We start from the raw sequence: 21,318 nt of genomic DNA on the forward strand, positions 1-21,318 counted from the left end.
GGTGGCGCTGCGCTTACCCGGCCTACGATACGCTCTTTTGTAGGCCGGATAAGCGCAGCGCCATCCGGCTTGATGCAGGGGAAAAACCATGACCACTGAACAACACCAGGAAATCCTCCGCACAGAGGGCTTGAGTAAATTTTTCCCCGGCGTAAAAGCGCTGGATAATGTTGATTTCAGCCTGCGGCGCGGTGAGATTATGGCGCTATTGGGCGAGAACGGCGCGGGGAAATCGACGCTGATTAAATCCCTGACCGGCGTTTATCACGCCGATCGCGGCACCATCTGGCTGGAAGGCAACGCCATTTCGCCAAAAAATACCGCCCATGCCCAGGAGCTGGGGATTGGGACGGTGTACCAGGAAGTGAACCTGCTGCCCAATATGTCGGTGGCGGATAACCTGTTTATTGGCCGCGAGCCGCGGCGTTTTGGCCTGCTGCGCCGCAAAGAGATGGAGGCGCGGGCGACAGCGCTGATGGAATCTTACGGCTTCTCTCTTGACGTTCGCGAGCCGCTGAACCGTTTTTCCGTCGCCATGCAGCAGATTGTCGCGATTTGCCGCGCGATCGATCTCTCCGCAAAGGTGCTGATCCTCGACGAACCCACCGCCAGCCTCGATACCCAGGAAGTGGAGATGCTCTTTACCCTGATGCGCCAGCTGCGCGATCGGGGCGTCAGCCTGATCTTCGTGACGCACTTCCTCGATCAGGTGTATGAGGTGAGCGATCGCATTACGGTGCTGCGCAACGGCAGCTTTGTCGGCTGCCGCGAAACCCGCGAGCTGCCGCAGATCGAGCTGGTGAAAATGATGCTGGGCCGTGAACTTGACACCAACGCCCTTCAGCGCGCAGGCCGCACGCTGCTGAGCGATAAACCGATCGCAGCCTTCAGCGATTACGGCAAAAAAGGGGTGATCTCGCCGTTTAACCTGGAGGTCCGCCCGGGCGAAATTGTCGGTCTGGCGGGCCTGTTAGGATCGGGACGTACCGAAACCGCCGAGGTGATCTTCGGGATCAAACCTGCGGACAGCGGCAGCGCGCTGATCAAGGGCAAACTGCAAACTCTGCGATCGCCGCATCAGGCCTCTTGCCTCGGGGTGGGCTTCTGCCCGGAAGACCGGAAAACGGATGGCATCATTGCCGCGGCCTCGGTGCGGGAGAACATTATTCTGGCCCTGCAGGCCCAGCGCGGCTGGCTACGGCCGATCCCACGCAAAGAGCAAAACGCCATTGCCGAGCGCTTTATCCGCCAGCTCGGCATCCGCACCCCGAGCGCGGAACAGCCCATTGAATTTCTCTCCGGCGGTAACCAGCAGAAAGTGCTGCTGTCACGCTGGCTGCTGACCAAACCCCAGTTCCTGATCCTCGACGAACCGACCCGCGGCATAGACGTGGGGGCGCACGCCGAAATTATCCGCCTTATCGAAACGCTGTGTGCGGACGGGCTGGCGCTGCTGGTCATTTCGTCCGAGCTGGAAGAGCTGGTGGGGTATGCCGATCGCGTCATTATCATGCGCGATCGCAAACAGGTGGCAGAGATCCCGCTGGATAAGCTGTCCGTTCCGGCGATCATGAATGCCATCGCGGCATAAGGAGTGAATCGTGATGCCCCGTTCGCTTTCGCAAACCGGTGAGACAAAGCGCCGCTTCAGCTGGCCAACCGGCACGCCGCAAATCGCGGCGCTGCTGGTGGTACTGCTTATTGATAGCCTGGTCGCACCGCATTTCTTCCAGATTATTGTTCAGGATGGCCGCCTGTTTGGCAGCCCGATAGACATTTTAAACCGTGCCGCACCCGTGGCGCTGCTGGCCATCGGAATGACGCTGGTTATCGCCACCGGCGGGATTGATCTCTCCGTCGGCGCGGTGATGGCCATCGCCGGGGCCACGGCAGCCTCAATGACCGTCGCCGGGCATAGCCTGCCGATCGTGCTGCTGGCGGCGTTAGGTACCGGCGTGCTGGCAGGATTATGGAACGGCATTCTGGTGGCGGTGCTGAAAATTCAGCCCTTTGTCGCCACCCTGATTTTAATGGTGGCCGGGCGCGGCGTGGCGCAGCTCATTACCTCCGGTCAGATCGTCACCTTTAATTCCCCGAGCCTCGCGTGGCTCGGTAGCGGCAACCTTCTGTTCTTCCCGACGCCGGTGATTATTGCCCTCGTGACGCTGGTTATCTTTTGGCTCTTTACCCGTAAAACGGCGCTGGGGATGTTCATTGAAGCCGTTGGGATCAATATTCGTGCGGCACGCAACGCCGGGGTCAACACGCGGCTGATGGTCATGCTGACCTACGTGCTGAGCGGCGTATGCGCCGCCATCGCCGGGGTCATCGTCGCGGCGGATATTCGCGGGGCCGACGCCAACAACGCGGGACTCTGGCTGGAGCTGGACGCGATCCTCGCGGTGGTGATCGGCGGCGGGTCGCTGATGGGCGGGCGCTTTAACCTGCTGCTCTCGGTGATTGGCGCGCTGATCATTCAGGGCATGAACACCGGGATCCTGCTCTCCGGTTTTCAGCCGGAACTCAATCAGGTGGTGAAAGCGGTGGTCGTTCTCTGCGTGCTGATCGTCCAGTCACCGCGCTTTGTCAGCATCATTAAGGGGATCCGTGGCCATGATAAAACGTAATTTACCGTTAATGATCACCCTGGGCGTGTTTGTGCTGGGGTATCTCTACTGCCTGACCCAGTTCCCGGGGTTTGCATCGACACGCGTGATTTGCAATATCCTGACCGATAACGCCTTTTTAGGCATCATCGCTGTCGGCATGACCTTCGTGATCCTCTCCGGCGGGATCGATCTCTCCGTCGGCTCGGTGATCGCGTTTACGGGCGTGTTCCTTGCGAAGGCGATCGGCTTCTGGGGGATCTCTCCTCTGGTGGCGTTTCCGCTGGTGCTGGCGATGGGCTGCGCGTTTGGCGCCTTTATGGGGCTGCTGATCGACGCGTTAAAAATTCCGGCGTTTATCATTACCCTCGCGGGCATGTTCTTCCTGCGCGGGGTGAGCTATCTGGTGTCGGAAGAGTCGATTCCGATTAACCACCCCATCTACGACACGCTCTCCAGCCTGGCGTGGAAAATCCCCGGCGGCGGCCGTCTGAGCGCGATGGGGCTTCTGATGCTGGGCGTGGTGGTGATTGGCATCTTCCTCGCCCACCGCACCCGGTTTGGCAACCAGGTGTACGCCATTGGCGGCAACGCCACGTCGGCCAACCTGATGGGGATCTCCACCCGCAGCACCACCATCCGCATCTATATGCTTTCGACCGGGCTGGCGACGCTGGCGGGCATTGTCTTCTCGGTTTATACCCAGGCCGGTTACGCGCTGGCGGGCGTCGGCGTTGAGCTGGATGCGATTGCTTCTGTGGTCATCGGCGGCACGCTGCTCAGCGGCGGGGTAGGTACGGTGCTGGGCACGTTGTTCGGCGTGGCGATCCAGGGGCTGATACAAACCTATATCAACTTTGACGGCACGCTCAGCTCGTGGTGGACGAAGATCGCCATCGGCATTTTGCTGTTTATTTTTATCGCCCTGCAGCGTGGTCTGACGGTGCTCTGGGAGAACCGCCAGAGCTCGCCTGTTACACGCGTAGACACATCAGTAACAGAGCCATAACACGCTGAAATTGCTTAAAGTCTAAACATTTTCCGGTAGCGGCCGATACTCTTCTTTTACGCCAAGAAATATCTCGCTACCGGAAATAACATCATGCTTAAAACGCTATCGATTCGTACCGGCTTGCTCTCTTTACTGGCCGTTATGACCCTTCTGCTGCTGATTGTCAGCGGCATTGGTATTTATGCCCTCACACAGAGTTCTTCTTCGCTGCAGCGCATCAACCACCTTCAGGGTGAGCAGATGGTGCAGCTTAATTCTGGCTATACGCTGATCCTGCGCGCGCGCAACGAGGCGGGCCAGGCCGTCCGGATGATGGAAATCGGCATGCTGGACGATGCGGCCAAATCGGTAAAAAACATCAATCAGGAAGTGGCCGTCGCCCAGAAAACGCTCAAAGGCGTGATCGACGGCGGCGTGGCCGACAGGCAGGGGCAGCAGCTTCTCGATAAAGTCGCGGCCAGCCTGGCGACGTATAACCAGCAGGGGATCAACCCGATGCTGAAAACCCTGAATGACCAGAGCGCGGACAGCTATTACGATCTGCTGGAGAACGCGCTAATCCCGGTTGCGAAGCAGTTTGATAACGATATGCAGGCGTTTCAGAAATGGAGCGAAGCGCGGGGTCAGGCGGAAGTGAGTGCCGTGCAGGCGAGTAAAACCCGCGTGCTGATCCTGATTATCGTTGCGGCGCTGCTGACGGCAGGCATTATCGTGCTGGCCTGGCTGGTGCTGCGCCACATGCTGCTCAAGCCTCTCTCGGCGTCGATCGCTCAACTGGAGAACGTGGCGGCGGGCGATTTAACCCATACCCTGAATGCGCCAGCGAGCCAGGAGTTTAACCGTCTCAACGCGGCGATAGAGGAGATGCGCCAGTCGCTGATGAACTCGGTTCTGCGGGTGCGTGATGCCAGCTCGCAAATTGACACCGGCAGCCGCGAGCTGACGGCGGGGAACCGGGATCTCGCCGAGCGCACGGAATCTACCGCCACCTCGCTGGAACAGACGGCGGCCAGCATGGAACAGATCACCGCCACGGTGAAACTCAACGCCGATAACGCCGAGCAGGCGCACCAGCTGGCGAAGTCAGTGTCCGACACGGCCGATCACGGCAGCGAAATGGTCTGCTACGTGATTGAAAAAATGCGCGATATCTCCGGCAGCTCGGCGCGGATCGCCGACATCCTGAGCGTGATCGACGGCATTGCCTTCCAGACCAATATTCTGGCGCTTAACGCCTCCGTGGAAGCGGCGCGCGCGGGCGAGCAGGGGCGCGGGTTTGCCGTCGTCGCTGGCGAAGTGCGAAATCTTGCCAGCCGCAGCGCCGACGCGGCGAAAGAGATCCGTTCGCTTATCAGCGATTCGCAGACCCACGTTAACGAGGGCAGCGAGCTGGCCCAGCAGGCTGGCGAAACGATGGATGAGATTGCAACAGAAGTGCTGCGCATGACTAAACTGATGCGCGAGATTGCGACCGCGTCCCAGGAGCAGAGCCGCGGCATTGAGCAGGTGAATATTGCGGTGAACCAGATGGACGAAACCGCGCAGCAGAATGCGGCGCTGGTGCAGCAATCCTCCGCCGCGACCCGCTCCCTTGAGGAGCAGTCGCGTCAGCTGATGGAAGCCATGTCATCATTCAAAGTGACGTCTCAGACCGCGGCATAATATTCCCCAGCCCCGGAACGTTCTGTGCCGGGGCTTTATTCCTCGCGGAATTAACTGCCGCAATATTATCGTGAATATCGCCCATTAATATTTCCAGTGAGCTGGTTAAGGCTAACGCTTTTTCAGTCGGCTCAAGATATAAACCCTTGCGGAAAAATAACGGCTCATCAAACAGCTGATTAAAACGCTTCAGGGCCAGACTCACCGCCGGGCGTGACATATCGAGGCGCACAGAGGCTTTTGCCATGCTGCCGCAGCGGACGATTTCAATAAATACAGGGATAAGATTTAAATCTATACCGGTAGTAGCACGAGAATAATTTTTCATTGCGGTTCTGCTCCAGGAAATATCTGTCAAACTGTTATGGAAATAATGCAGGAGCAGTGGTGAATATTAAAGCGTGTTTTTTATAAACACTTATACGTTAAAATATATAAATGACCAGGGGAGCCAGAACGGCTCCCCTGAAGAAAGGTATTACGCGTCCGGGTACTCACGGATAAAACGTTCAACGTCTTCAACCATGTGGTTGTTGCCGACGAAGAATGAACGGCGCTGGTGAAGGCTTTCCGGCACGATATCCAGAATACGCTCTTTACCGTCGCTCGCCTTGCCGCCCGCCTGCTCGGCGAGGAACGCCATCGGGTTGCATTCGTACAGCAGGCGCAGCTTTCCGTCAGGGTGGCTTGCGGTGCTTGGATAGAGGTAGATACCGCCTTTCAGCAGGTTACGGTGGAAATCCGCGACCAGAGAGCCAATATAGCGGGAGGTGTAAGGGCGCTGCGTCGCTTTATCTTCTTCCTGGCAGAATTTGATGTACTTCTTCACGCCGTTCGGGAAGCGAATGTAGTTGCCTTCGTTGATGGAGTAGGTGTTGCCCTTCTCCGGGAAGCGCATGCGTTCCTGGCTCAGACAGAAAACGCCCAGTGAAGGATCGTACGTAAAGGCGTGAACCCCGCACCCGGTGGTGTACACCAGCATGGTGGAGGAGCCATAAACGACGTAACCGGCAGCCACCTGATTAATGCCCGGCTGCAGGAAATCTTCTTCGGTCACCGGCGTGCCAACAGGCGTGACGCGGCGGTAGATGGAGAAAATGGTACCGACAGAAACGTTAACGTCGATGTTTGAGGAGCCGTCGAGCGGATCCATCAGCACAACGTATTTCGCGTGTTCACACCCTTCGAAAACAACAATTTCATCTTCTTCTTCGGAGGCGATACCCGCAACGATGTCGCGCGCGCGCAGTGCAGCTTTCAGTTTTTCATTTGCGAACAGATCGAGTTTCTGCTGAACCTCGCCCTGAACGTTCTCGGCACCGCTGGCACCCAGGATATCGACCAGACCGGCCTTGTTGATATCACGGTGGATGATCTTAGCGCCCAGCTTTATTGCCGACAGCAAAGCAGTGAGTTCACCGGTAGCATGAGAGAACTCGTGCTGCTTTTCGACAATAAATTCACCTAACGTTTTCATAACACTTTCCCTGCATCTTTGTGAGTAGAGCGATTTATGTTCACTAAAACGACTAAAGCCCAACAATCTTAACAAACATTCAAATAGTAGCGCAGAGGTGAATCGCGCCAGCAGGATACGGATTTTCCTGAAATGCGTTTCACACCCGCTGACATGTGAGTAAAATGTGCGCCACATTGAAGAAGGATAGTGACGTATGCGCATTCATATATTGGGGATTTGTGGCACTTTCATGGGCGGACTGGCAATGCTGGCGCGCTCGCTGGGCCACGAAGTGACAGGTTCGGACGCCAATGTGTATCCGCCAATGAGCACGCTTCTGGAGAAGCAGGGCATCTCTTTAATTCAGGGCTACGATGCCAGCCAACTGGATCCCGAGCCGGATCTGGTGATCATTGGCAACGCCATGACCCGCGGTAATCCGTGCGTCGAGGCGGTACTGGAACGCAATATTCCGTTCATGTCCGGCCCGCAGTGGCTGCATGATTTCGTGCTGCGCGACCGCTGGGTGATTGCCGTTGCCGGCACGCACGGCAAAACGACCACCGCCGGGATGGCCACCTGGATCCTCGAAGCCTGCGGCTACAAGCCGGGCTTTGTGATCGGCGGCGTACCGGGCAACTTTGACGTTTCTGCCCGCCTGGGAGACAGCCCGTTCTTCGTGATCGAAGCCGACGAGTATGACTGCGCGTTCTTCGACAAACGCTCCAAATTCGTCCATTACTGCCCGCGGACGCTGATCCTCAACAACCTTGAGTTCGACCATGCGGATATCTTTGACGATCTGAAAGCCATTCAGAAGCAGTTCCACCACCTGGTGCGCATCGTGCCGGGCCAGGGACGCATCATCCTGCCGGAAAACGACATCAACCTGAAACAGACCCTGGCAATGGGCTGCTGGAGCGAGCAGGAGCTGGTGGGCGAGCAGGGCCACTGGCAGGCGAAGAAACTCAACGCCGATGCCTCCGAGTGGGAAGTGCTGCTCGACGGTGAAAAAGTGGGCGAAGTGAAGTGGGGCCTGGTGGGCGAGCACAACATGCACAACGGCCTGATGGCCATTGCTGCCGCACGCCACGTGGGCGTTCTGCCTGCGGATGCAGCGAATGCACTGGGCTCGTTTATCAATGCCCGTCGCCGCCTGGAGCTGCGCGGTGAAGCCCACGGCGTCACGGTGTACGACGATTTCGCGCACCACCCAACGGCGATTCTGGCGACGCTTGCGGCCCTGCGCGGCAAAGTCGGCGGTACCGCGCGCATTCTGGCGGTGCTGGAACCGCGCTCGAACACCATGAAGATGGGCATCTGCAAAGACGATCTCGCGCCGTCATTAGGACGCGCCGACGAGGTCTTCCTGCTGCAGCCGCAGCATATTCCGTGGCAGGTGGCGGAAGTGGCCGATGCCTGCATTCAGCCTGCGCACTGGAGTGCGGATGTGGATGTGCTCGCGGATATGGTCGTGAAAGCGGCCCAGCCCGGTGACCATATTCTGGTGATGAGCAACGGCGGTTTCGGTGGGATCCATCAAAAGCTGCTGGACGGTCTGGCGAAAAAAGCGGAAGCGGCCGCCGACGCGTAAAAAAAAGCCCGGTGGCGCTCGCGCTTACCGGGCTTACATTTTGCACGACCTTGTAGGCCGGATAAGGCGTTTACGCCGCCATCCGGCGCAAAACCGCACGGATTACTCTTCGTTCTCAGACAGCTCGCGCAGGTACTGGAAAATCAGGCGCGCAGACTTCGGCGGCTTATTCCCTTCTTTCTCTTTCTTCGCGTTGCGGATCAAGGAACGCAGCTGCTGACGGTCGGCATCCGGCCACAGGTTCAGCACTTCCGGTACGGCGTCATCACCCTGTTCAATCAGGCGATCGCGGATCTGCTCAAGCTTATGGAAAAACGCTACCTGCTGGTTGTGGCGGTTTTTCAGCTTGTCCAGCGCCTGGCGGATCGGATCGACGTCGCGCTGACGCAGCATTTTCCCGATAAGCTGAAGCTGGCGACGACGGCCTTCTTTTTTGATTTTCTGTGCCAGTTCAATGGCATCACGCAGATCCTGGTCGAGCGGGATCTTATCCAGCGCGTTTTTACCCAGTTCTACCATCTCCGCGCCAAGCTGTTTTAACTCTTCGGCGTCACGTTTAATTTCACTTTTACTGACCCAGATGATCTCATCATCTTCGTCTTCGATGTCATCACCGGGAACGTCGTCGAGCCAGTCTTCGGGCTGCTTAGTCATGTCAGGCTCCTTAAAAAAAGAGGCTAATGTTACCAGTTAAGACGCGCACTGAAAAACGGTTCTCTGTTAGACTTCAGATAACTCTCTCTTACAGTATGGCATTTGCGATGAAAGTAACCTCACAAGTTGAAGCGCAGCGTAAGATTCTGGAAGAAGCCGTCTCCACCGCGCTGATGCTTGCTTCAGAAAAATCAGATGGCGCCGAAGTGGCGGTCAGCAAAACCACCGGCATTAGCGTGAGCACCCGCTATGGCGAAGTGGAGAATGTTGAATTCAACAGCGATGGCGCGCTGGGGATCACGGTCTATCACCAGAATCGCAAAGGCAGTGCGTCATCCACCGATCTCAGTCCGGATGCCATCGCCCGTACGGTGCAGGCCGCGCTGGATATTGCCCGTTACACCTCGCCGGATCCTTACGCTGGCGTGGCGGATAAAGAGCTGCTGGCGTTTGATGCGCCGGATCTCGATCTTTTCCACCCGGCAGAGGTTACGCCGGACGAAGCGATTGAACTGGCTGCCCGCGCAGAGCAGGCGTCTTTGCAGGCTGACAAGCGCATCACCAATACCGAAGGCGGCAGCTTTAACAGCCACTACGGCATCAAAGTTTTCGGCAACAGCCACGGCATGCTGCAGGGCTACTGCTCCACCCGCCACTCGCTCTCCAGCTGCGTCATCGCCGAAGAGAACGGCGACATGGAGCGCGACTACGCCTACACGATTGGCCGCGCGTTGGGGGATTTACAGTCTCCGGAGTGGGTCGGTAAAGAGTGCGCCGAGCGCACGCTGTCCCGCCTGTCGCCGCGCAAGCTCTCCACCATGAAGGCCCCGGTCATTTTTGCCAACGAAGTGGCGACCGGTCTGTTTGGTCATCTGGTGGGCGCGATTGCCGGTGGCTCCGTTTACCGTAAATCGACCTTCCTGCTCGACTCGCTGGGCAAGCAGATCCTGCCGGAATGGCTGACCATCGAAGAGCATCCGCACCTGCTGAAAGGGCTGGCCTCCACGCCGTTCGACAGCGAAGGCGTGCGCACCGAACGTCGCGATATCATCAAAGACGGTATTCTGACCCAGTGGCTGCTGACCAACTACTCCGCGCGCAAGCTGGGGCTGAAAAGCACCGGTCACGCGGGCGGAATCCACAACTGGCGGATTGCCGGCCAGGGCCTCAACTTTGAGCAGATGCTGAAAGAGATGGGCACTGGTCTGGTGGTAACCGAGCTGATGGGCCAGGGCGTAAGCGGCATCACCGGGGATTACTCTCGCGGTGCGGCGGGCTTCTGGGTGGAAAACGGCGAAATCCAGTATCCGGTGAGCGAAATTACGATTGCCGGCAACCTGAAGGACATGTGGCGCAACATCGTTACGGTCGGTAACGATATTGAAACACGTAGCAATATACAGTGTGGTTCAGTTCTTCTGCCCGAAATGAAAATTGCGGGTCAATAAAGATAGCGTTTTGTTAATAATAAAAAAGGAAGTGAGCAATGCGTAAACACCTGTTAGCGATCGTCGCAGCTTCAACGCTGGTTCTTGGCTCTTCTGCGTTTGCTGCGGATCTTGAAGACGACATGGGCATCCTCGGTCAAAACCTGAAGGTGGTGCAGAAAACGGACAATGCGGCTGAAATGAAAGACGCACTGACCAAAATGCGTGAAGCGGCGCTGGACGCCCAAAAAGCCACCCCGCCAAAGCTGGAAAGCAAAGCGGCAGACAGTGCTGAAATGAAAGACTACCGCCACGGCTTTGACGTGCTGGTCGGCCAGATCGACGGCGCGCTGAAGCTCGCCAACGAAGGTAAAGTGAAAGAAGCCCAGGCGGCGGCCGAGCAGTTTGTGACTACGCGCAACACGTATCATAAAAAGTATCGTTAATTGGGTGCCTGAGCTGTACGTCCTTTCTCCGTATGCGGAGGCGCATTACGCGCCCCCGCATCTTTGCTCCTTACCGGTCGGAGCGACACTCCATCCGCGCTGTCACTTCAAGCGAGCCGTTTCGAAAACGGATCTCGCACAGTGTTTTCCTCGTCACCAGCGTTAAGATGATTATCGTCAAAGAAATAATCATCAAAACCCCGATACTTGGGTTTCTGCGTTTCATGGATGCCTCCTTGCTTTAAAGCTGGCGAGGTAGCAAACATCACGTGGCTAGACGTGTCGTTTACAGCCCCGCCCTGATTTACATTCAGGTAGGGGCTTTCCACTTTCCGTCCCATGCCTGAGACGGTCAGTCTCAAGCACCCGTCGCCACTCTAGCGAATCCCCATAAGAAAACCTTATCCACATCACATTTCTACGAGCCCGCTCGGAAACTTTTCCACTCTGCTTGCCTGTTCATTGCCGCTTAATAGCGTGACATTCATCACGCAAATACAGCGATTTATCCATATTCAGCGCATTTATGTGGCACAGATCACTGCTGCGGCTCGCCTTTCCACTTCGAAGTGGAAAACAACTCGCTACAAACAATTCCCCCTCAACGTTAGTTTTATTCCAGAGCCATTAACGGGGTAAGACCAGTGATTAACGGAGCGGTAATGAACGACGTTGGGGAACAGGCAGTGCAAACAGAGCAGCTCGCGAACACTATGCTGCAGCAGGTTTATGCCCTGCTGGCCCGGCACGACATCATCCCCAATGCGGTACAGGAACAGATGCTGACCTCCCACGTTCGCGCAATGGCGCACCGGTCCGTGACCGGCGAGCCGCTGCCGGAGGTTGAAGCGGAACTGTTCGACGAAATTTCACCGGATTCAATGCGGCTGGCACGTGAAGTGGTAGCGCAGTTTGGCAACCTTCCTGATGAAGAAGCCTGGCTGCTCTCCGTTCACTTTGAAGTCGCGAAAGACAACCTTTAAGGAGCAACACATGGAACAGATTACAGTCGTGATTGGCGATCGCCTGGGTAAAGGTCAGAAAGTGGCTGCGGGTGTGGAAAAAGCAGGTGGACGCGCGGTTGTCGTACCGGGTATGGCAGCCGATATGAAGCTCGGCGACGTGATGAAAGCGGAAAACGCCACCTTCGGCATCTCCTTCTGCGGCAGCGGCGGCGCGGGTGCCATCACGGCGCAAACCAAATATGGCTACAAAGCGAAATACGGCATGCGTTCCGTGGAAGAGGGCGTGACCGCCATCAACGAAGGCTGCAACGTGCTGGGCTTTGGCTTTATGGATAAAGAAGAGCTGGGCGAGCGTCTGGTACAGGCGTGGCAGAAGAAATACGGCGCATAAGCATGAAAGAACAGTTCACAACCACGGTGAGAGTGAAGGGCAAAGGCGACGCCAAAGCGCGCGCTTTTGCCGACGCGCTCAACCACGTTCAGGCCGCGGTGATGAAAGCCTCACCGCATATCTTACTGCGTATTGAGCCACAGGATGTGCAGGTCGTTCAGGCGCAAGAAGCGGTGCGAAAAGAAGCCTTTCTGTTCTTCTTTTTGCGCCGGGAAAGACGCACCTACAGCGTGGAGCTGGATGTGACCGTCAACGTGACCGCTATCAATCTTGACCAGGTGGATTTCGTCACGCAACGCTGATTATTCATAAAAGGGCAGACTGATGTTCTTAATTATATTAATAAAATCGCTCATCATCGGCGGCCTGGTAGGCGTCGGTGTCGGAGCCGGGGCTGCACGCATGTTTCATGCGCCTACCACTCAGGGTATGGGCGCGTTTCGTACGTTGGGGGAACTGAACTCCTGCGAAGGGGACCCAGCGTCTCACTTCTCCTTTGGGTTAGGTTTCTTCTTTAACGCCTGGGCCTCTTCCGTGGCCGCAGGGGCTTTCACACAGGACGTTGACCACCGCATCATCCCGAACTGGGGTGCTGCTGCACTGATGATCAAAAACCGTAACGTCGGCGAAACGCTGCACGATCCGCGCAAAATGGCGATTGCCTGCGGCCTGATCGGCATGATTGTCGTGACCTTCCTTAACCTTACCGCCTCCTCCGTACCGGCTGCGCTTCAGGTCACCGCCGTCAAGGTGCTGGTGCCGGCGGCAAACCTGCTGGTCAACACCGTGATGCCGGTGATCTTCTGGCTGGCGGCCATCGACGCGGGTAAAAAATCGGGCTTCTGGGCGACCATTTTCGGCGGCGCAGCGCAGCTGATTATGGGCAACGCCGTGCCGGGCCTGGTGCTGGGGATCCTGATTGGTAAAGGCGTAGAGGAGAGCGGCTGGAACCACGTCACCAAAGTGATGATGGCGGCTATCGTCCTGCTGTTCGTGCTGAGCGGCTTCTTCCGCGGCTTCGACATGAAGATGATCGAATCCTTCCATCTGACCGTGCCGAACTGGCTCGACATGATCCACAACTCGCTCAGCGGTAAATAACAGGAGCCTCTACATGGAACAGAATAAAGGTTTTTGGTATGCCGACTGGTCGTTCCCGATCTTCGTTGGCCTGCTCTCCTCCGGCGTGTTTGCCGGGACGCACATGTACTACCTCTACGGCATCGGCGCGTTTAACGAAGTGGCCTTTGTGGCGATGCTGAAAGCGGGGATTGATACCGGCGTCTACGGCGCGGTGGCGGCGTTCGGCGCAAGCTTCCTGTTCGCCCGCATTATCGAAGGCTCGCTGGTCGGTATTCTCGACATCGGCGGCGCCATTCAGACCGGCGTGGGCCTTGGCGTTCCGGCGCTGCTGCTGGGCGCGGGGATCATGTTCCCGGTGACCAACTTCATTGCCGCGCTGATTACCGGCCTGGTGATTGGCCTGGCGATTGGCTACGTCATTATCCTGGCGCGTAAGTTCACCATCAATCAGAGCAACTCCACCTACGGTGCAGACGTGATGATGGGCGCGGGTAACGCCTCCGGCCGCTTCCTCGGGCCGTTGATTATCCTCAGCGCCATGACCGCCTCCATTCCGATTGGCGTGGGTTCTCTGCTGGGGGCACTGCTGTTCTACATCTGGCAGAAGCCCATTACCGGCGGTGCGATCCTCGGTGCCATGCTGTTGGGCTGGCTGTTCCCGGTCGCCCTTTAATACCCGCGGGCGCTCAGGCGCCCGCCTTATCAGGAGATCCTCATGTTTGATTTACTCCTGCGCCGCGCGCGCCTTGCCGACGATACCCTGACCGATATCGCCATCCAGGACGGGAAGATTGCGGCGCTGGGCGACATTGACGCTCCCGCCAGCAAAACGGTTGAGCTGAACGGCAACGTATTCGTTAGCGCAGGCTGGATTGACTCCCACGTCCACTGCTACCCGAACTCCCCGATTTACCACGACGAACCGGACAGCGTCGGCATTGCCACCGGCGTCACCTCCGTAGTGGATGCAGGCAGCACCGGGGCCGACGACGTGGACGATTTCTATGAAATCACCCGTAAAGCGACAACCGACGTCTTTGCCCTGCTGAACATCTCCCGCGTGGGGCTGATTGCCCAGAACGAGCTGGCCAATATGGCCAACATCGACGCCGACGCGGTCAAACAGGCGGTTAAACGTCACCCCGATTTTATCGTTGGCCTGAAAGCGCGCATGAGCAGCAGCGTGGTCGGTGAAAACGGCATTACGCCGCTGGAGCGCGCGAAAGCCATTCAGAAAGAGAACGGCGACCTGCCGCTGATGGTGCACATCGGCAACAACCCGCCGAACCTCGACGAAATTGCCGAGCTGCTGAGCTCGGGCGACATCATCACCCACTGCTACAACGGCAAGCCCAACCGCATTCTGACGCCCTCCGGCGAGCTGCGCGCCTCCATTACGTCTGCGCTGAAGCGTGGCGTGCGTCTGGACGTCGGTCACGGCACGGCGAGCTTCAGCTTTGAGGTGGCGAAACGCGCCATCGCGATGGGCATTCTGCCGCACACCATTAGCTCGGATATCTACTGCCGCAACCGCATTAACGGCCCGGTGGGCTCGCTGGCAAGCGTGATGTCGAAGTTTCTCGCCATCGGCATGTCGCTGCCGCAGGTGATTGACTGCGTAACCGCCAACGCCGCCGACGGCCTGCGCCTGACGCGCAAAGGCCGCATTCAGCCGGGTCTCGACGCCGACCTGACGCTGTTCACCCTTAAACGTCAGCCGACGGTGCTGACGGATGCCGAAAACGACAGCCTGCAGGCTGAACACATTCTGGTGCCGCTTGCCGCGATCCGCGCGGGCAAGGGCTACATGACCGAACAAGGGAGCACGGAACATGCCTTCGATTTATGAGAAGTACAACTTAAAGCAGGTTATCAACACCTCCGGCCGCATGACGGCGCTGGGCGTCTCCACGCCGCGCCCGGAAGTGGTGCAGGCAGCGATGGACGGCATGAATCACTATTTTGAGATGAAGGATCTGGTTAACAAAACCGGGGAATACATCGCGAAGCTGCTGGACGTGGAAGGGGCGACGGTGGTCTCCTGCGCGTCGGCGGGCATTGCCCAGTCCGTGGCGGCGGTGCTGGTGAAAGACAGCGACTGGCTACTGGAAAATCTGCACGTTACGCCGGTTGAGAACAACGAAATCGTCCTGCCGAAAGGCCATAACGTTAACTTCGGCGCGCCGGTGGGCACCATGGTGGCGCTGGGCGGCGGTAAGCTGGTGGAAGCGGGCTACGCCAACGAATGCTCCGCCGATCAGCTGGCGGCGGCGATCACTCCGCGTACCGCGGCGATCCTTTACATCAAATCTCACCACTGCGTGCAGAAAAGCATGCTCAGCGTCGAGCAGGCGGCGGTGGTTGCACGTAAGCACGATCTCCCGCTGATCGTCGACGCGGCAGCGGAAGAAGATCTGCATACCTACTACCGATCCGGTGCCGATCTGGTGATCTACAGCGGCGCGAAGGCAATTGAAGGGCCAACCAGCGGGCTGGTGATCGGCAAGACCCAGTACGTTGAGTGGGTGAAGCGCCAGACGGCGGGGATTGGCCGCGCGATGAAGGTGGGTAAAGAGGGCATTCTTGGCCTGACCTGCGCCATCGAACACTACCTGACGGCGACCAAAGAGAGCGGTGCAGAGATGGTGGCGAAGATGACGCCGTTTATCGACGCGCTCAACACCCTGAACGGCGTCACCGCGCGCGTGGTCTGGGACAGCGCGGGACGCGACATCGCGCGCACCGAGATTAAGTTTGACGAAGCTACTACCGGCGTCGGCACCGGCGAGCTGGTGAACGCGCTCAAGCAGGGCGAATACGCCATTTATTTCCGCGGCTACAAGGCTAACGAAGGGATTATCGAAGCGGACGTGCGCAGCGTAAACGCAGACCAGCTGAACATCGTGTACCGCCGCATTAGCGAAGTGTTAGGACAGGAGAAAAAAGCATGAAACTGACCCCCAATTTTTACCGTGACCGCGTCTGTCTGAACGTGCTGGCAGGCTCGAAAGCCAACGCCAGCGCCATTTACGAGGCGGCGGAAGGTCATGTGCTGGTGGGCGTGCTCTCCAAAAATTACCCGGACGTGGACAGCGCCGTCGCCGATATGCGTGAATACGCCGCGCTGATTGATAACGCGCTGTCTGTGGGCCTGGGCGCGGGCGACCCGAACCAGTCGGCGATGGTGAGCGAAATCTCCCGTCAGGTGCAGCCGCAGCACGTCAACCAGGTCTTTACCGGCGTCGCCACCAGCCGCGCGCTGCTGGGGCAGAACGACTCCGTGGTCAACGGTCTGGTCTCGCCGACCGGCACCGTCGGCATGGTGAAAATCTCCACCGGCCCGCTGAGCAGCGCGGCACCGGACGGTATCGTACCTGTGGAAACCGCGATTGCCCTGCTGAAGGATTTCGGCGGCAGCTCAATCAAATACTTCCCGATGGGCGGCCTCAAGTGCCGTGACGAGTACAAAGCGGTGGCGGAAGCCTGCGCCCGTCACGACTTCTGGCTGGAGCCGACCGGGGGAATCGATCTGGAAAACTATGAGGAGATCCTGCAGATCGCCCTCGACGCGGGCGTGAGCAAAATCATCCCGCATATCTACAGCTCGATTATCGACAAAGCCAGCGGCGACACGCGGCCAGAAGACGTGCGTACGCTGCTGGCGATGACGAAGAAGCTGGTGAAGTAATAAAAACAACACCCCTCACCCTAACCCTCTCCCCAAAGGGGAGAGGGGACGATTACTCCCTCGCCCCTTTGGGGAGAGGGCCGGGGTGAGGGGAAACGCACCACACTCACCTGAAGGAGCCACCATGCACACCCGTAACCTGCTTGTTGCTTCACTCTCTTTACTTGCTACCGCCGCAGTCGCCCAGACGCAGTACGCCTGGGTGGGCACCTACAACCCCAACGGTGAAGGGCTGTACCGCTTTACCGTCGACCCGCAAAGCGGCGCGCTCGGCAATAAAACGCTGGTGAGCAAGCTGCCGAACGCCGCGCAGCTGGCCGTCTCGCACGACGGCAAAACGCTCTACCTGGCAAGCGAAGTGGAGCAGGGCGTGGTGCAGGCGCTGCGCGTGGCCGATAACGGCGAGCTGAGCGAGCTCAATCAGGTGGCGTCCGGCGGCGCGGGGCCGGTCTATCTTTCGCTGACGCCGAACGGCCAGCACCTGCTGGTGGCCAACTACGTCAGCGGGTCGATTGCCGTTTTACCGATCAAGGCAGACGGCAGCCTGGGTGACGCCACGGACAAGCACCAGGATGAGGGTGAGCCGGGCGCGGCAAAACCGGAAGCCGCTGCGGAGGGCAGCTTTGCCATCAGCGATCATAACGGCCCCCACGCGCACATGATCGCCGCCGATCCGAGCGGCAAGTACGTATTTTCTACCGATCTGGGACTGGATCGCATCTACCAGTACCGCTTTGACGATCGAACCGGCAAGCTGACGCCGAACGATCCGCCGTTTATCAGCGCCTCCTCAAAAGGAGCCGGGCCGCGCCACTTTGTCTTTACGCCGAAAGGCGATGCCCTGTGGCTGATTAACGAAGAGGCGTCTACGCTCACCCATTATACCGTGAGCGCCAACGGCACCTTAAAAGAGGGCAAAACGCTTTCAGCCCTGCCGGAAGGTTACAAAGGCACCAGCTTTGCCGCCGGGCTGGCGTTAAGCGCCGACGGAAAGCAGCTGTATGTGGCTAACCGTTTGCATAACAGCATCGGGCACTTTACCGTAACAGCGGAGGGCACGCTGACGCATCAGGACGATGTGTGGACGCGCGGTGATTACCCGCGCACCCTGACGCTCGATAAACAGGGGCGCTGGCTGTACGTCATGAACCAGCGGAGCGACAACATTACCCGTTTCCGCGTCGGTCAGGACGGCAAGCTGAGCTTTGAGCCAGACTATACCCCGGTCGGCAGCCCATCCCAGATGGTCATTTCACCTTAAGCCGTAAGAGGACAACGACGTGCGATTCCCGAACCAACGTTTAGCGCAACTTTTCGATCTGTTGCAAAACGAGACGCTGCCGCAGGACGAGCTGGCGCAGCGGCTGTCGGTCTCCACGCGAACCGTCCGTGCGGATATCACCGCCCTTAACGCGCTGCTGGCAAGCCACGGCGCGCAGTTCATCCTGAGCCGGGGCAACGGCTACCAGCTCAAAATTGAGGATGCCGAGCGCTATCAGCAGCTGCAGGCCTCCCACCCGCGCGCGCTGCGCATTCCGCGGACCGGGCCGGAGCGCGTGCATTATCTGGTGGTGCGTTTTCTCACCTCGGCGTTTTCCCTCAAGCTTGAGGATCTGGCGGACGAGTGGTTCGTTAGCCGCGCCACGCTGCAAAGCGATATGGCGGAAGTGCGCGAGTGGTTCCACCGCTATAACCTGACGCTGGAAACCCGTCCGCGTCACGGGATGAAGCTGTTTGGCAGCGAGATGTCGACCCGCGCGTGCCTGACAGATCTGCTCTGGGAGCTGGCGCAGCAGGACAGTCTGAACCCGCTGGTGACCGACGTGGCGCTGAATGCGGGCGTGGCGGAGCAGATGGTGCCCGTGTTGCACGACGCGCTGACGCGTCATCACATTCGCCTGACCGACGAGGGCGAGCTGTTCCTGCGCCTGTACTGCGCGGTGTCGGTGCGCCGCATCAGCGAAGGTTACCCGCTGCCGGAGTTCCATGCCGAAGACGTGGAGGAGAACGTGCGCGAGGCGGCGAAAGATATCGCCGTGACAATCCAGCAGCTGGCGGGCAAGGCGCTTTCACCCTCGGAGGAGAGCTGGCTGTGCGTCCACATCGCCGCGCGGCAGATTCAGGAGATCGCGCCCAGCGCCATTAACGCCGACGACGACGAAGCGCTGGTCAACTACATCCTGCGCTACATCAACACCCACTATAACTACAACCTGCTCAGCGACGAACAGCTGCACGCGGATCTGCTCACGCACATCAAAACCATGATCACCCGCGTGCGCTATCAAATCATGATCCCGAACCCGCTGCTGGATAACATCAAGCAACACTATCCGATGGCGTGGGACATGACGCTGGCGGCGGTGTCGAGCTGGGGCAAATATACGCCGTACGTGATCAGCGAAAACGAGATTGGCTTCCTGGTGCTGCACATCGGCGTCGGGCTGGAGCGCCACTACAACATCGGCTACCAGCGCCAGCCGCGCGTGCTGCTGGTGTGCGACGCCGGTAACGCCATGGTGCGCATGATCGAGGCGGTGCTGCAGCGCAAATACCCGCAAATTGAGATGACGCGCACCCTCACCCTGCGCGAGTACGAGCTGACCGAATCCATCAGCGAAGACTTTGTTATTTCCACCGCCCGCATCAGCGAAAAGTCGAAACCTGTGGTGACGATCGCCCCGTTCCCGACCGACTATCAGCTGGAGCAGATTGGCAAACTGGTGCTGGTGGACCGCACCCGCCCGTGGATGCTGGATAAATACTTCGACGCGGCCCATTTCCGCATTATTGACACGCCCGTCGACCAGCAAACGCTGTTCCGTGAGCTGTGCGAGCAGCTTGAAGAAGAAGGCTTTGTCGGGGAGGCGTTTCTGGATTCCGTCGTCGAGCGTGAAGCCATCGTCAGCACCATGCTAGGCGACGGCATCGCGCTGCCGCACTCCCTCGGCCTGCTGGCGCAGAAAACGGTGGTCTACACCGTGCTCGCCCCGCACGGCGTCCAGTGGGGCGACGAAACCGCGCACGTCATCTTCCTGCTCGCCATCAGCAAAAGCGAATACGAAGAGGCGATGGCGATTTACGATATTTTCGTCACCTTCCTGCGCGAACGCGCGATGTCACGGCTCTGTAGCTGCAGGGATTTTGCCGAGTTTAAGGCGGTGGCGATGGAGAGTTTGAGCCGGTTTTGAGAGGCGTTATCCAGAATTCGATGTAATGCGAATGTAATGCTAAAATGCATTACATATTCGTTTTTACTGGAGGCATAATGGCCACGCTTAACGTCCGTCTGGATGACAAACTCAAAAACGAGGCTTACGCCGTGCTGGAAAAACTCAATATCACCCCTACGGAAGCGGTGCGACTACTGTTTCAGTACGTAGCTGAAACAGGGCGCATGCCCGTGAAAACGGTCACGATTAGCGACAGCGAAGATGCGCTGATACAGACGGTCCGGGAGCGGCTGGCTAATCCGCAGAAGGGCGTTAAGGTTAGTCTGGATGACTTATGAGCTGGCATTTGACCCCAGGGCGCTAAAAGAGTGGCACAAGCTGGGCGATACGGTGAAAGCCCAGTTTAAGAAAAAACTTGCCGACGTGCTGGCGAAACCTAGGATTGAATCAGCCCGCTTACAGGGCCTGCCTGATTGCTACAAAATCAAACTTAAAGCGTCCGGCTATCGCCTGGCCTATCAGGTTCAGGACGAAGTGGTGCTGGTTGTTGTGATTGCCATTGGGAAGAGAGAGAAATCAGCCGTTTATCATGATGCAAACAAACGGCTTTAGCATTTAACGCAGATGATGCACAACCTGGTTACTGCTGCCGCGCCAGATAAGCGACGGGTCTTTTAAATCCTGCACAAACTTGCCGTCGACCAGTACGTTAATCAGATTCACCACTTCCATTTGCTGCGCGTTCAGCTCATCCAGCCTGTAGCCCGTCCAGACCCAGATGTCTTTTCCCGCACATTCGCGGCGAATGCGTTTCACCAGCTTCAGGATATCCGGCACGTTTTGCGGATGCAGCGGATCGCCACCGGAAAGTGAGATCCCCTGACGCTTGATGCGCGTGTCGTTCAGGTCGTTGACGATCCTGTCTTCCATCTCGGCGGTAAACGGCATGCCGGAATTGAGGCGCCAGGTGCTTTTGTTGTAGCAGCCGGGGCATTCGTGCACGCAGCCTGAAACAAACAGGGTGCAGCGGGTGCCAGGGCCGTTAACGATGTCGACGGGGTAGTACTGGTGATATCGCATAGAAAATGTCCAGAGAATGTGTGCGCGCTGATGCCCTCACCCCGGCCCTCTCCCAATGGGAGAGGGTGAAGAGTTCCC

General features: G+C 58.1%; 24 protein-coding genes. 19 read left to right on the forward strand and 5 right to left on the reverse strand.

The window, feature by feature from the left end:
- The first annotated feature begins 88 nt into the window (after positions 1 to 88).
- The 4 genes from ytfR to ACWHWP_RS02660 all read left to right on the forward strand — a co-directional run bounded on the left by ytfR (position 89) and on the right by ACWHWP_RS02660 (position 5,280).
- The gene (gene ytfR, locus ACWHWP_RS02645) at positions 89 to 1,591 is read left to right on the forward strand and encodes a galactofuranose ABC transporter, ATP-binding protein YtfR (protein WP_063430244.1); all 1,503 of its coding nucleotides are present in this window, start codon (positions 89 to 91) and stop codon (positions 1,589 to 1,591) included.
- Positions 1,592 to 1,601: 10 nt separating this feature from the next.
- A complete protein-coding gene (gene ytfT / locus ACWHWP_RS02650; protein WP_447855003.1) occupies positions 1,602 to 2,627 on the forward strand; it encodes a galactofuranose ABC transporter, ATP-binding protein YtfT in 1,026 nt (341 codons plus the stop codon).
- Positions 2,614 to 3,615, forward strand: a complete 1,002-nt coding sequence (gene yjfF / locus ACWHWP_RS02655) for a galactofuranose ABC transporter, permease protein YjfF (protein ID WP_059311897.1) — start codon at positions 2,614 to 2,616, stop codon at positions 3,613 to 3,615. The genes ytfT and yjfF overlap by 14 nt, the downstream gene beginning before the upstream one ends.
- Positions 3,616 to 3,708: 93 nt before the next feature.
- A complete protein-coding gene (locus tag ACWHWP_RS02660; RefSeq protein ID WP_059311896.1) occupies positions 3,709 to 5,280 on the forward strand; it encodes a methyl-accepting chemotaxis protein in 1,572 nt (523 codons plus the stop codon).
- On the opposite strand, the gene ACWHWP_RS02665 is transcribed toward ACWHWP_RS02660, so the two are convergent.
- Together ACWHWP_RS02665 and fbp are read right to left on the reverse strand one after the other, a co-directional pair.
- Complete coding sequence (locus ACWHWP_RS02665) at positions 5,252 to 5,608, reverse strand: helix-turn-helix domain-containing protein (RefSeq protein WP_047346166.1); 357 nt, start codon at positions 5,606 to 5,608, stop codon at positions 5,252 to 5,254. The genes ACWHWP_RS02660 and ACWHWP_RS02665 overlap by 29 nt on opposite strands.
- Positions 5,609 to 5,758: 150 nt before the next feature.
- A complete protein-coding gene (fbp, locus tag ACWHWP_RS02670) occupies positions 5,759 to 6,757 on the reverse strand; it encodes a class 1 fructose-bisphosphatase (RefSeq protein WP_023310178.1) in 999 nt (332 codons plus the stop codon).
- A 196-nt stretch (positions 6,758 to 6,953) separates the two neighbouring features.
- Here fbp and mpl point away from each other — a divergent pair, with 196 nt between their 5' ends.
- Positions 6,954 to 8,333 (forward strand): UDP-N-acetylmuramate:L-alanyl-gamma-D-glutamyl-meso-diaminopimelate ligase, encoded by a 1,380-nt coding sequence (gene mpl / locus ACWHWP_RS02675; protein WP_047346167.1) that lies wholly within the window; start codon positions 6,954 to 6,956, stop codon positions 8,331 to 8,333.
- Positions 8,334 to 8,435: 102 nt separating this feature from the next.
- Here mpl and yjgA read toward each other — a convergent pair whose 3' ends face one another.
- On the reverse strand, positions 8,436 to 8,987 hold the full coding sequence (yjgA, locus tag ACWHWP_RS02680; RefSeq protein ID WP_023334300.1) for a ribosome biogenesis factor YjgA: 552 nt from the start codon (positions 8,985 to 8,987) through the stop codon (positions 8,436 to 8,438).
- Between the two features lie 95 nt (positions 8,988 to 9,082).
- On the opposite strand from yjgA, the gene pmbA reads away from it, so the two are divergent.
- Positions 9,083 to 10,435, forward strand: coding sequence for a metalloprotease PmbA (gene pmbA, locus ACWHWP_RS02685; protein ID WP_063430236.1), 1,353 nt, complete (start codon positions 9,083 to 9,085; stop codon positions 10,433 to 10,435).
- A gap of 38 nt (positions 10,436 to 10,473) precedes the next feature.
- Positions 10,474 to 10,860 carry a cytochrome b562 gene (gene cybC / locus ACWHWP_RS02690; protein WP_008501412.1) on the forward strand — a complete coding sequence of 129 codons (387 nt, stop codon included), beginning with the start codon at positions 10,474 to 10,476 and terminating at the stop codon, positions 10,858 to 10,860.
- Between the two features lie 70 nt (positions 10,861 to 10,930).
- Here the strand turns inward: cybC and ACWHWP_RS02695 are convergent, their stop codons facing one another.
- Positions 10,931 to 11,086: a Hok/Gef family protein gene (locus ACWHWP_RS02695; protein WP_059311894.1), complete on the reverse strand. Its 156-nt coding sequence runs from the start codon at positions 11,084 to 11,086 to the stop codon at positions 10,931 to 10,933.
- 418 nt (positions 11,087 to 11,504) lie between these two features.
- Between ACWHWP_RS02695 and ACWHWP_RS02700 the strand changes: the two genes are divergently transcribed.
- The 12 genes from ACWHWP_RS02700 to ACWHWP_RS02755 all read left to right on the forward strand — a co-directional run bounded on the left by ACWHWP_RS02700 (position 11,505) and on the right by ACWHWP_RS02755 (position 20,772).
- Positions 11,505 to 11,843, forward strand: a complete 339-nt coding sequence (locus tag ACWHWP_RS02700) for a glycine dehydrogenase (protein WP_088208733.1) — start codon at positions 11,505 to 11,507, stop codon at positions 11,841 to 11,843.
- A 10-nt stretch (positions 11,844 to 11,853) separates the two neighbouring features.
- Positions 11,854 to 12,216, forward strand: a complete 363-nt coding sequence (locus ACWHWP_RS02705) for an SFCGS family glycine-rich protein (RefSeq protein ID WP_023293430.1) — start codon at positions 11,854 to 11,856, stop codon at positions 12,214 to 12,216.
- A gap of 2 nt (positions 12,217 to 12,218) precedes the next feature.
- On the forward strand, positions 12,219 to 12,518 hold the full coding sequence (locus tag ACWHWP_RS02710; protein WP_006810338.1) for a DUF4312 family protein: 300 nt from the start codon (positions 12,219 to 12,221) through the stop codon (positions 12,516 to 12,518).
- A 22-nt stretch (positions 12,519 to 12,540) separates the two neighbouring features.
- Positions 12,541 to 13,317, forward strand: coding sequence for a DUF4311 domain-containing protein (locus ACWHWP_RS02715; RefSeq protein ID WP_024907277.1), 777 nt, complete (start codon positions 12,541 to 12,543; stop codon positions 13,315 to 13,317).
- A gap of 13 nt (positions 13,318 to 13,330) precedes the next feature.
- Positions 13,331 to 13,972: a DUF4310 family protein gene (locus ACWHWP_RS02720; RefSeq protein WP_014068673.1), complete on the forward strand. Its 642-nt coding sequence runs from the start codon at positions 13,331 to 13,333 to the stop codon at positions 13,970 to 13,972.
- Between the two features lie 42 nt (positions 13,973 to 14,014).
- Positions 14,015 to 15,148 carry an amidohydrolase/deacetylase family metallohydrolase gene (locus ACWHWP_RS02725; protein WP_059311892.1) on the forward strand — a complete coding sequence of 378 codons (1,134 nt, stop codon included), beginning with the start codon at positions 14,015 to 14,017 and terminating at the stop codon, positions 15,146 to 15,148.
- On the forward strand, positions 15,132 to 16,250 hold the full coding sequence (locus ACWHWP_RS02730) for a DgaE family pyridoxal phosphate-dependent ammonia lyase (protein WP_059311891.1): 1,119 nt from the start codon (positions 15,132 to 15,134) through the stop codon (positions 16,248 to 16,250). The genes ACWHWP_RS02725 and ACWHWP_RS02730 overlap by 17 nt, the downstream gene beginning before the upstream one ends.
- Entirely contained in the window at positions 16,247 to 16,987 is a 741-nt protein-coding gene (gene dagF / locus ACWHWP_RS02735; RefSeq protein ID WP_063431771.1) for a 2-dehydro-3-deoxy-phosphogluconate aldolase, read from the forward strand. The genes ACWHWP_RS02730 and dagF overlap by 4 nt, the downstream gene beginning before the upstream one ends.
- Positions 16,988 to 17,111: 124 nt before the next feature.
- Positions 17,112 to 18,248, forward strand: a complete 1,137-nt coding sequence (locus ACWHWP_RS02740) for a lactonase family protein (RefSeq protein ID WP_447855004.1) — start codon at positions 17,112 to 17,114, stop codon at positions 18,246 to 18,248.
- Positions 18,249 to 18,267: 19 nt separating this feature from the next.
- A complete protein-coding gene (locus ACWHWP_RS02745) occupies positions 18,268 to 20,178 on the forward strand; it encodes a BglG family transcription antiterminator (protein WP_063431769.1) in 1,911 nt (636 codons plus the stop codon).
- A gap of 77 nt (positions 20,179 to 20,255) precedes the next feature.
- A complete protein-coding gene (locus ACWHWP_RS02750; protein ID WP_025759087.1) occupies positions 20,256 to 20,498 on the forward strand; it encodes a type II toxin-antitoxin system RelB/DinJ family antitoxin in 243 nt (80 codons plus the stop codon).
- Positions 20,488 to 20,772, forward strand: coding sequence for a type II toxin-antitoxin system RelE family toxin (locus tag ACWHWP_RS02755; RefSeq protein WP_447855005.1), 285 nt, complete (start codon positions 20,488 to 20,490; stop codon positions 20,770 to 20,772). Before ACWHWP_RS02750 ends, ACWHWP_RS02755 begins: the two co-directional genes overlap by 11 nt.
- Before the next feature lie 3 nt (positions 20,773 to 20,775).
- Here ACWHWP_RS02755 and nrdG read toward each other — a convergent pair whose 3' ends face one another.
- Positions 20,776 to 21,240, reverse strand: coding sequence for an anaerobic ribonucleoside-triphosphate reductase-activating protein (gene nrdG / locus ACWHWP_RS02760; protein WP_447855006.1), 465 nt, complete (start codon positions 21,238 to 21,240; stop codon positions 20,776 to 20,778).
- Positions 21,241 to 21,318: the final 78 nt, after the last annotated feature.

The sequence above is a fragment of the Enterobacter sp. WI-ESBL-E8 genome (assembly GCF_053364895.1).

What these genes read in the sequence shown, in the direction of transcription:
- ytfR (WP_063430244.1), top strand. Translation starts at nt 89, where the DNA reads ATGACCACTGAACAACACCAGGAAATCCTCCGCACAGAGGGCTTGAGT.
- yjfF (WP_059311897.1), top strand. Translation starts at nt 2,614, where the DNA reads ATGATAAAACGTAATTTACCGTTAATGATCACCCTGGGCGTGTTTGTG.
- ACWHWP_RS02660 (WP_059311896.1), top strand. Translation starts at nt 3,709, where the DNA reads ATGCTTAAAACGCTATCGATTCGTACCGGCTTGCTCTCTTTACTGGCC.
- ACWHWP_RS02665 (WP_047346166.1), bottom strand. Translation starts at nt 5,608, where the DNA reads ATGAAAAATTATTCTCGTGCTACTACCGGTATAGATTTAAATCTTATC.
- fbp (WP_023310178.1), bottom strand. Translation starts at nt 6,757, where the DNA reads ATGAAAACGTTAGGTGAATTTATTGTCGAAAAGCAGCACGAGTTCTCT.
- mpl (WP_047346167.1), top strand. Translation starts at nt 6,954, where the DNA reads ATGCGCATTCATATATTGGGGATTTGTGGCACTTTCATGGGCGGACTG.
- yjgA (WP_023334300.1), bottom strand. Translation starts at nt 8,987, where the DNA reads ATGACTAAGCAGCCCGAAGACTGGCTCGACGACGTTCCCGGTGATGAC.
- pmbA (WP_063430236.1), top strand. Translation starts at nt 9,083, where the DNA reads ATGGCATTTGCGATGAAAGTAACCTCACAAGTTGAAGCGCAGCGTAAG.
- cybC (WP_008501412.1), top strand. Translation starts at nt 10,474, where the DNA reads ATGCGTAAACACCTGTTAGCGATCGTCGCAGCTTCAACGCTGGTTCTT.
- ACWHWP_RS02695 (WP_059311894.1), bottom strand. Translation starts at nt 11,086, where the DNA reads ATGAAACGCAGAAACCCAAGTATCGGGGTTTTGATGATTATTTCTTTG.
- ACWHWP_RS02705 (WP_023293430.1), top strand. Translation starts at nt 11,854, where the DNA reads ATGGAACAGATTACAGTCGTGATTGGCGATCGCCTGGGTAAAGGTCAG.
- ACWHWP_RS02710 (WP_006810338.1), top strand. Translation starts at nt 12,219, where the DNA reads ATGAAAGAACAGTTCACAACCACGGTGAGAGTGAAGGGCAAAGGCGAC.
- ACWHWP_RS02715 (WP_024907277.1), top strand. Translation starts at nt 12,541, where the DNA reads ATGTTCTTAATTATATTAATAAAATCGCTCATCATCGGCGGCCTGGTA.
- ACWHWP_RS02720 (WP_014068673.1), top strand. Translation starts at nt 13,331, where the DNA reads ATGGAACAGAATAAAGGTTTTTGGTATGCCGACTGGTCGTTCCCGATC.
- ACWHWP_RS02725 (WP_059311892.1), top strand. Translation starts at nt 14,015, where the DNA reads ATGTTTGATTTACTCCTGCGCCGCGCGCGCCTTGCCGACGATACCCTG.
- ACWHWP_RS02730 (WP_059311891.1), top strand. Translation starts at nt 15,132, where the DNA reads ATGCCTTCGATTTATGAGAAGTACAACTTAAAGCAGGTTATCAACACC.
- dagF (WP_063431771.1), top strand. Translation starts at nt 16,247, where the DNA reads ATGAAACTGACCCCCAATTTTTACCGTGACCGCGTCTGTCTGAACGTG.
- ACWHWP_RS02740 (WP_447855004.1), top strand. Translation starts at nt 17,112, where the DNA reads ATGCACACCCGTAACCTGCTTGTTGCTTCACTCTCTTTACTTGCTACC.
- ACWHWP_RS02750 (WP_025759087.1), top strand. Translation starts at nt 20,256, where the DNA reads ATGGCCACGCTTAACGTCCGTCTGGATGACAAACTCAAAAACGAGGCT.
- ACWHWP_RS02755 (WP_447855005.1), top strand. Translation starts at nt 20,488, where the DNA reads ATGACTTATGAGCTGGCATTTGACCCCAGGGCGCTAAAAGAGTGGCAC.
- nrdG (WP_447855006.1), bottom strand. Translation starts at nt 21,240, where the DNA reads ATGCGATATCACCAGTACTACCCCGTCGACATCGTTAACGGCCCTGGC.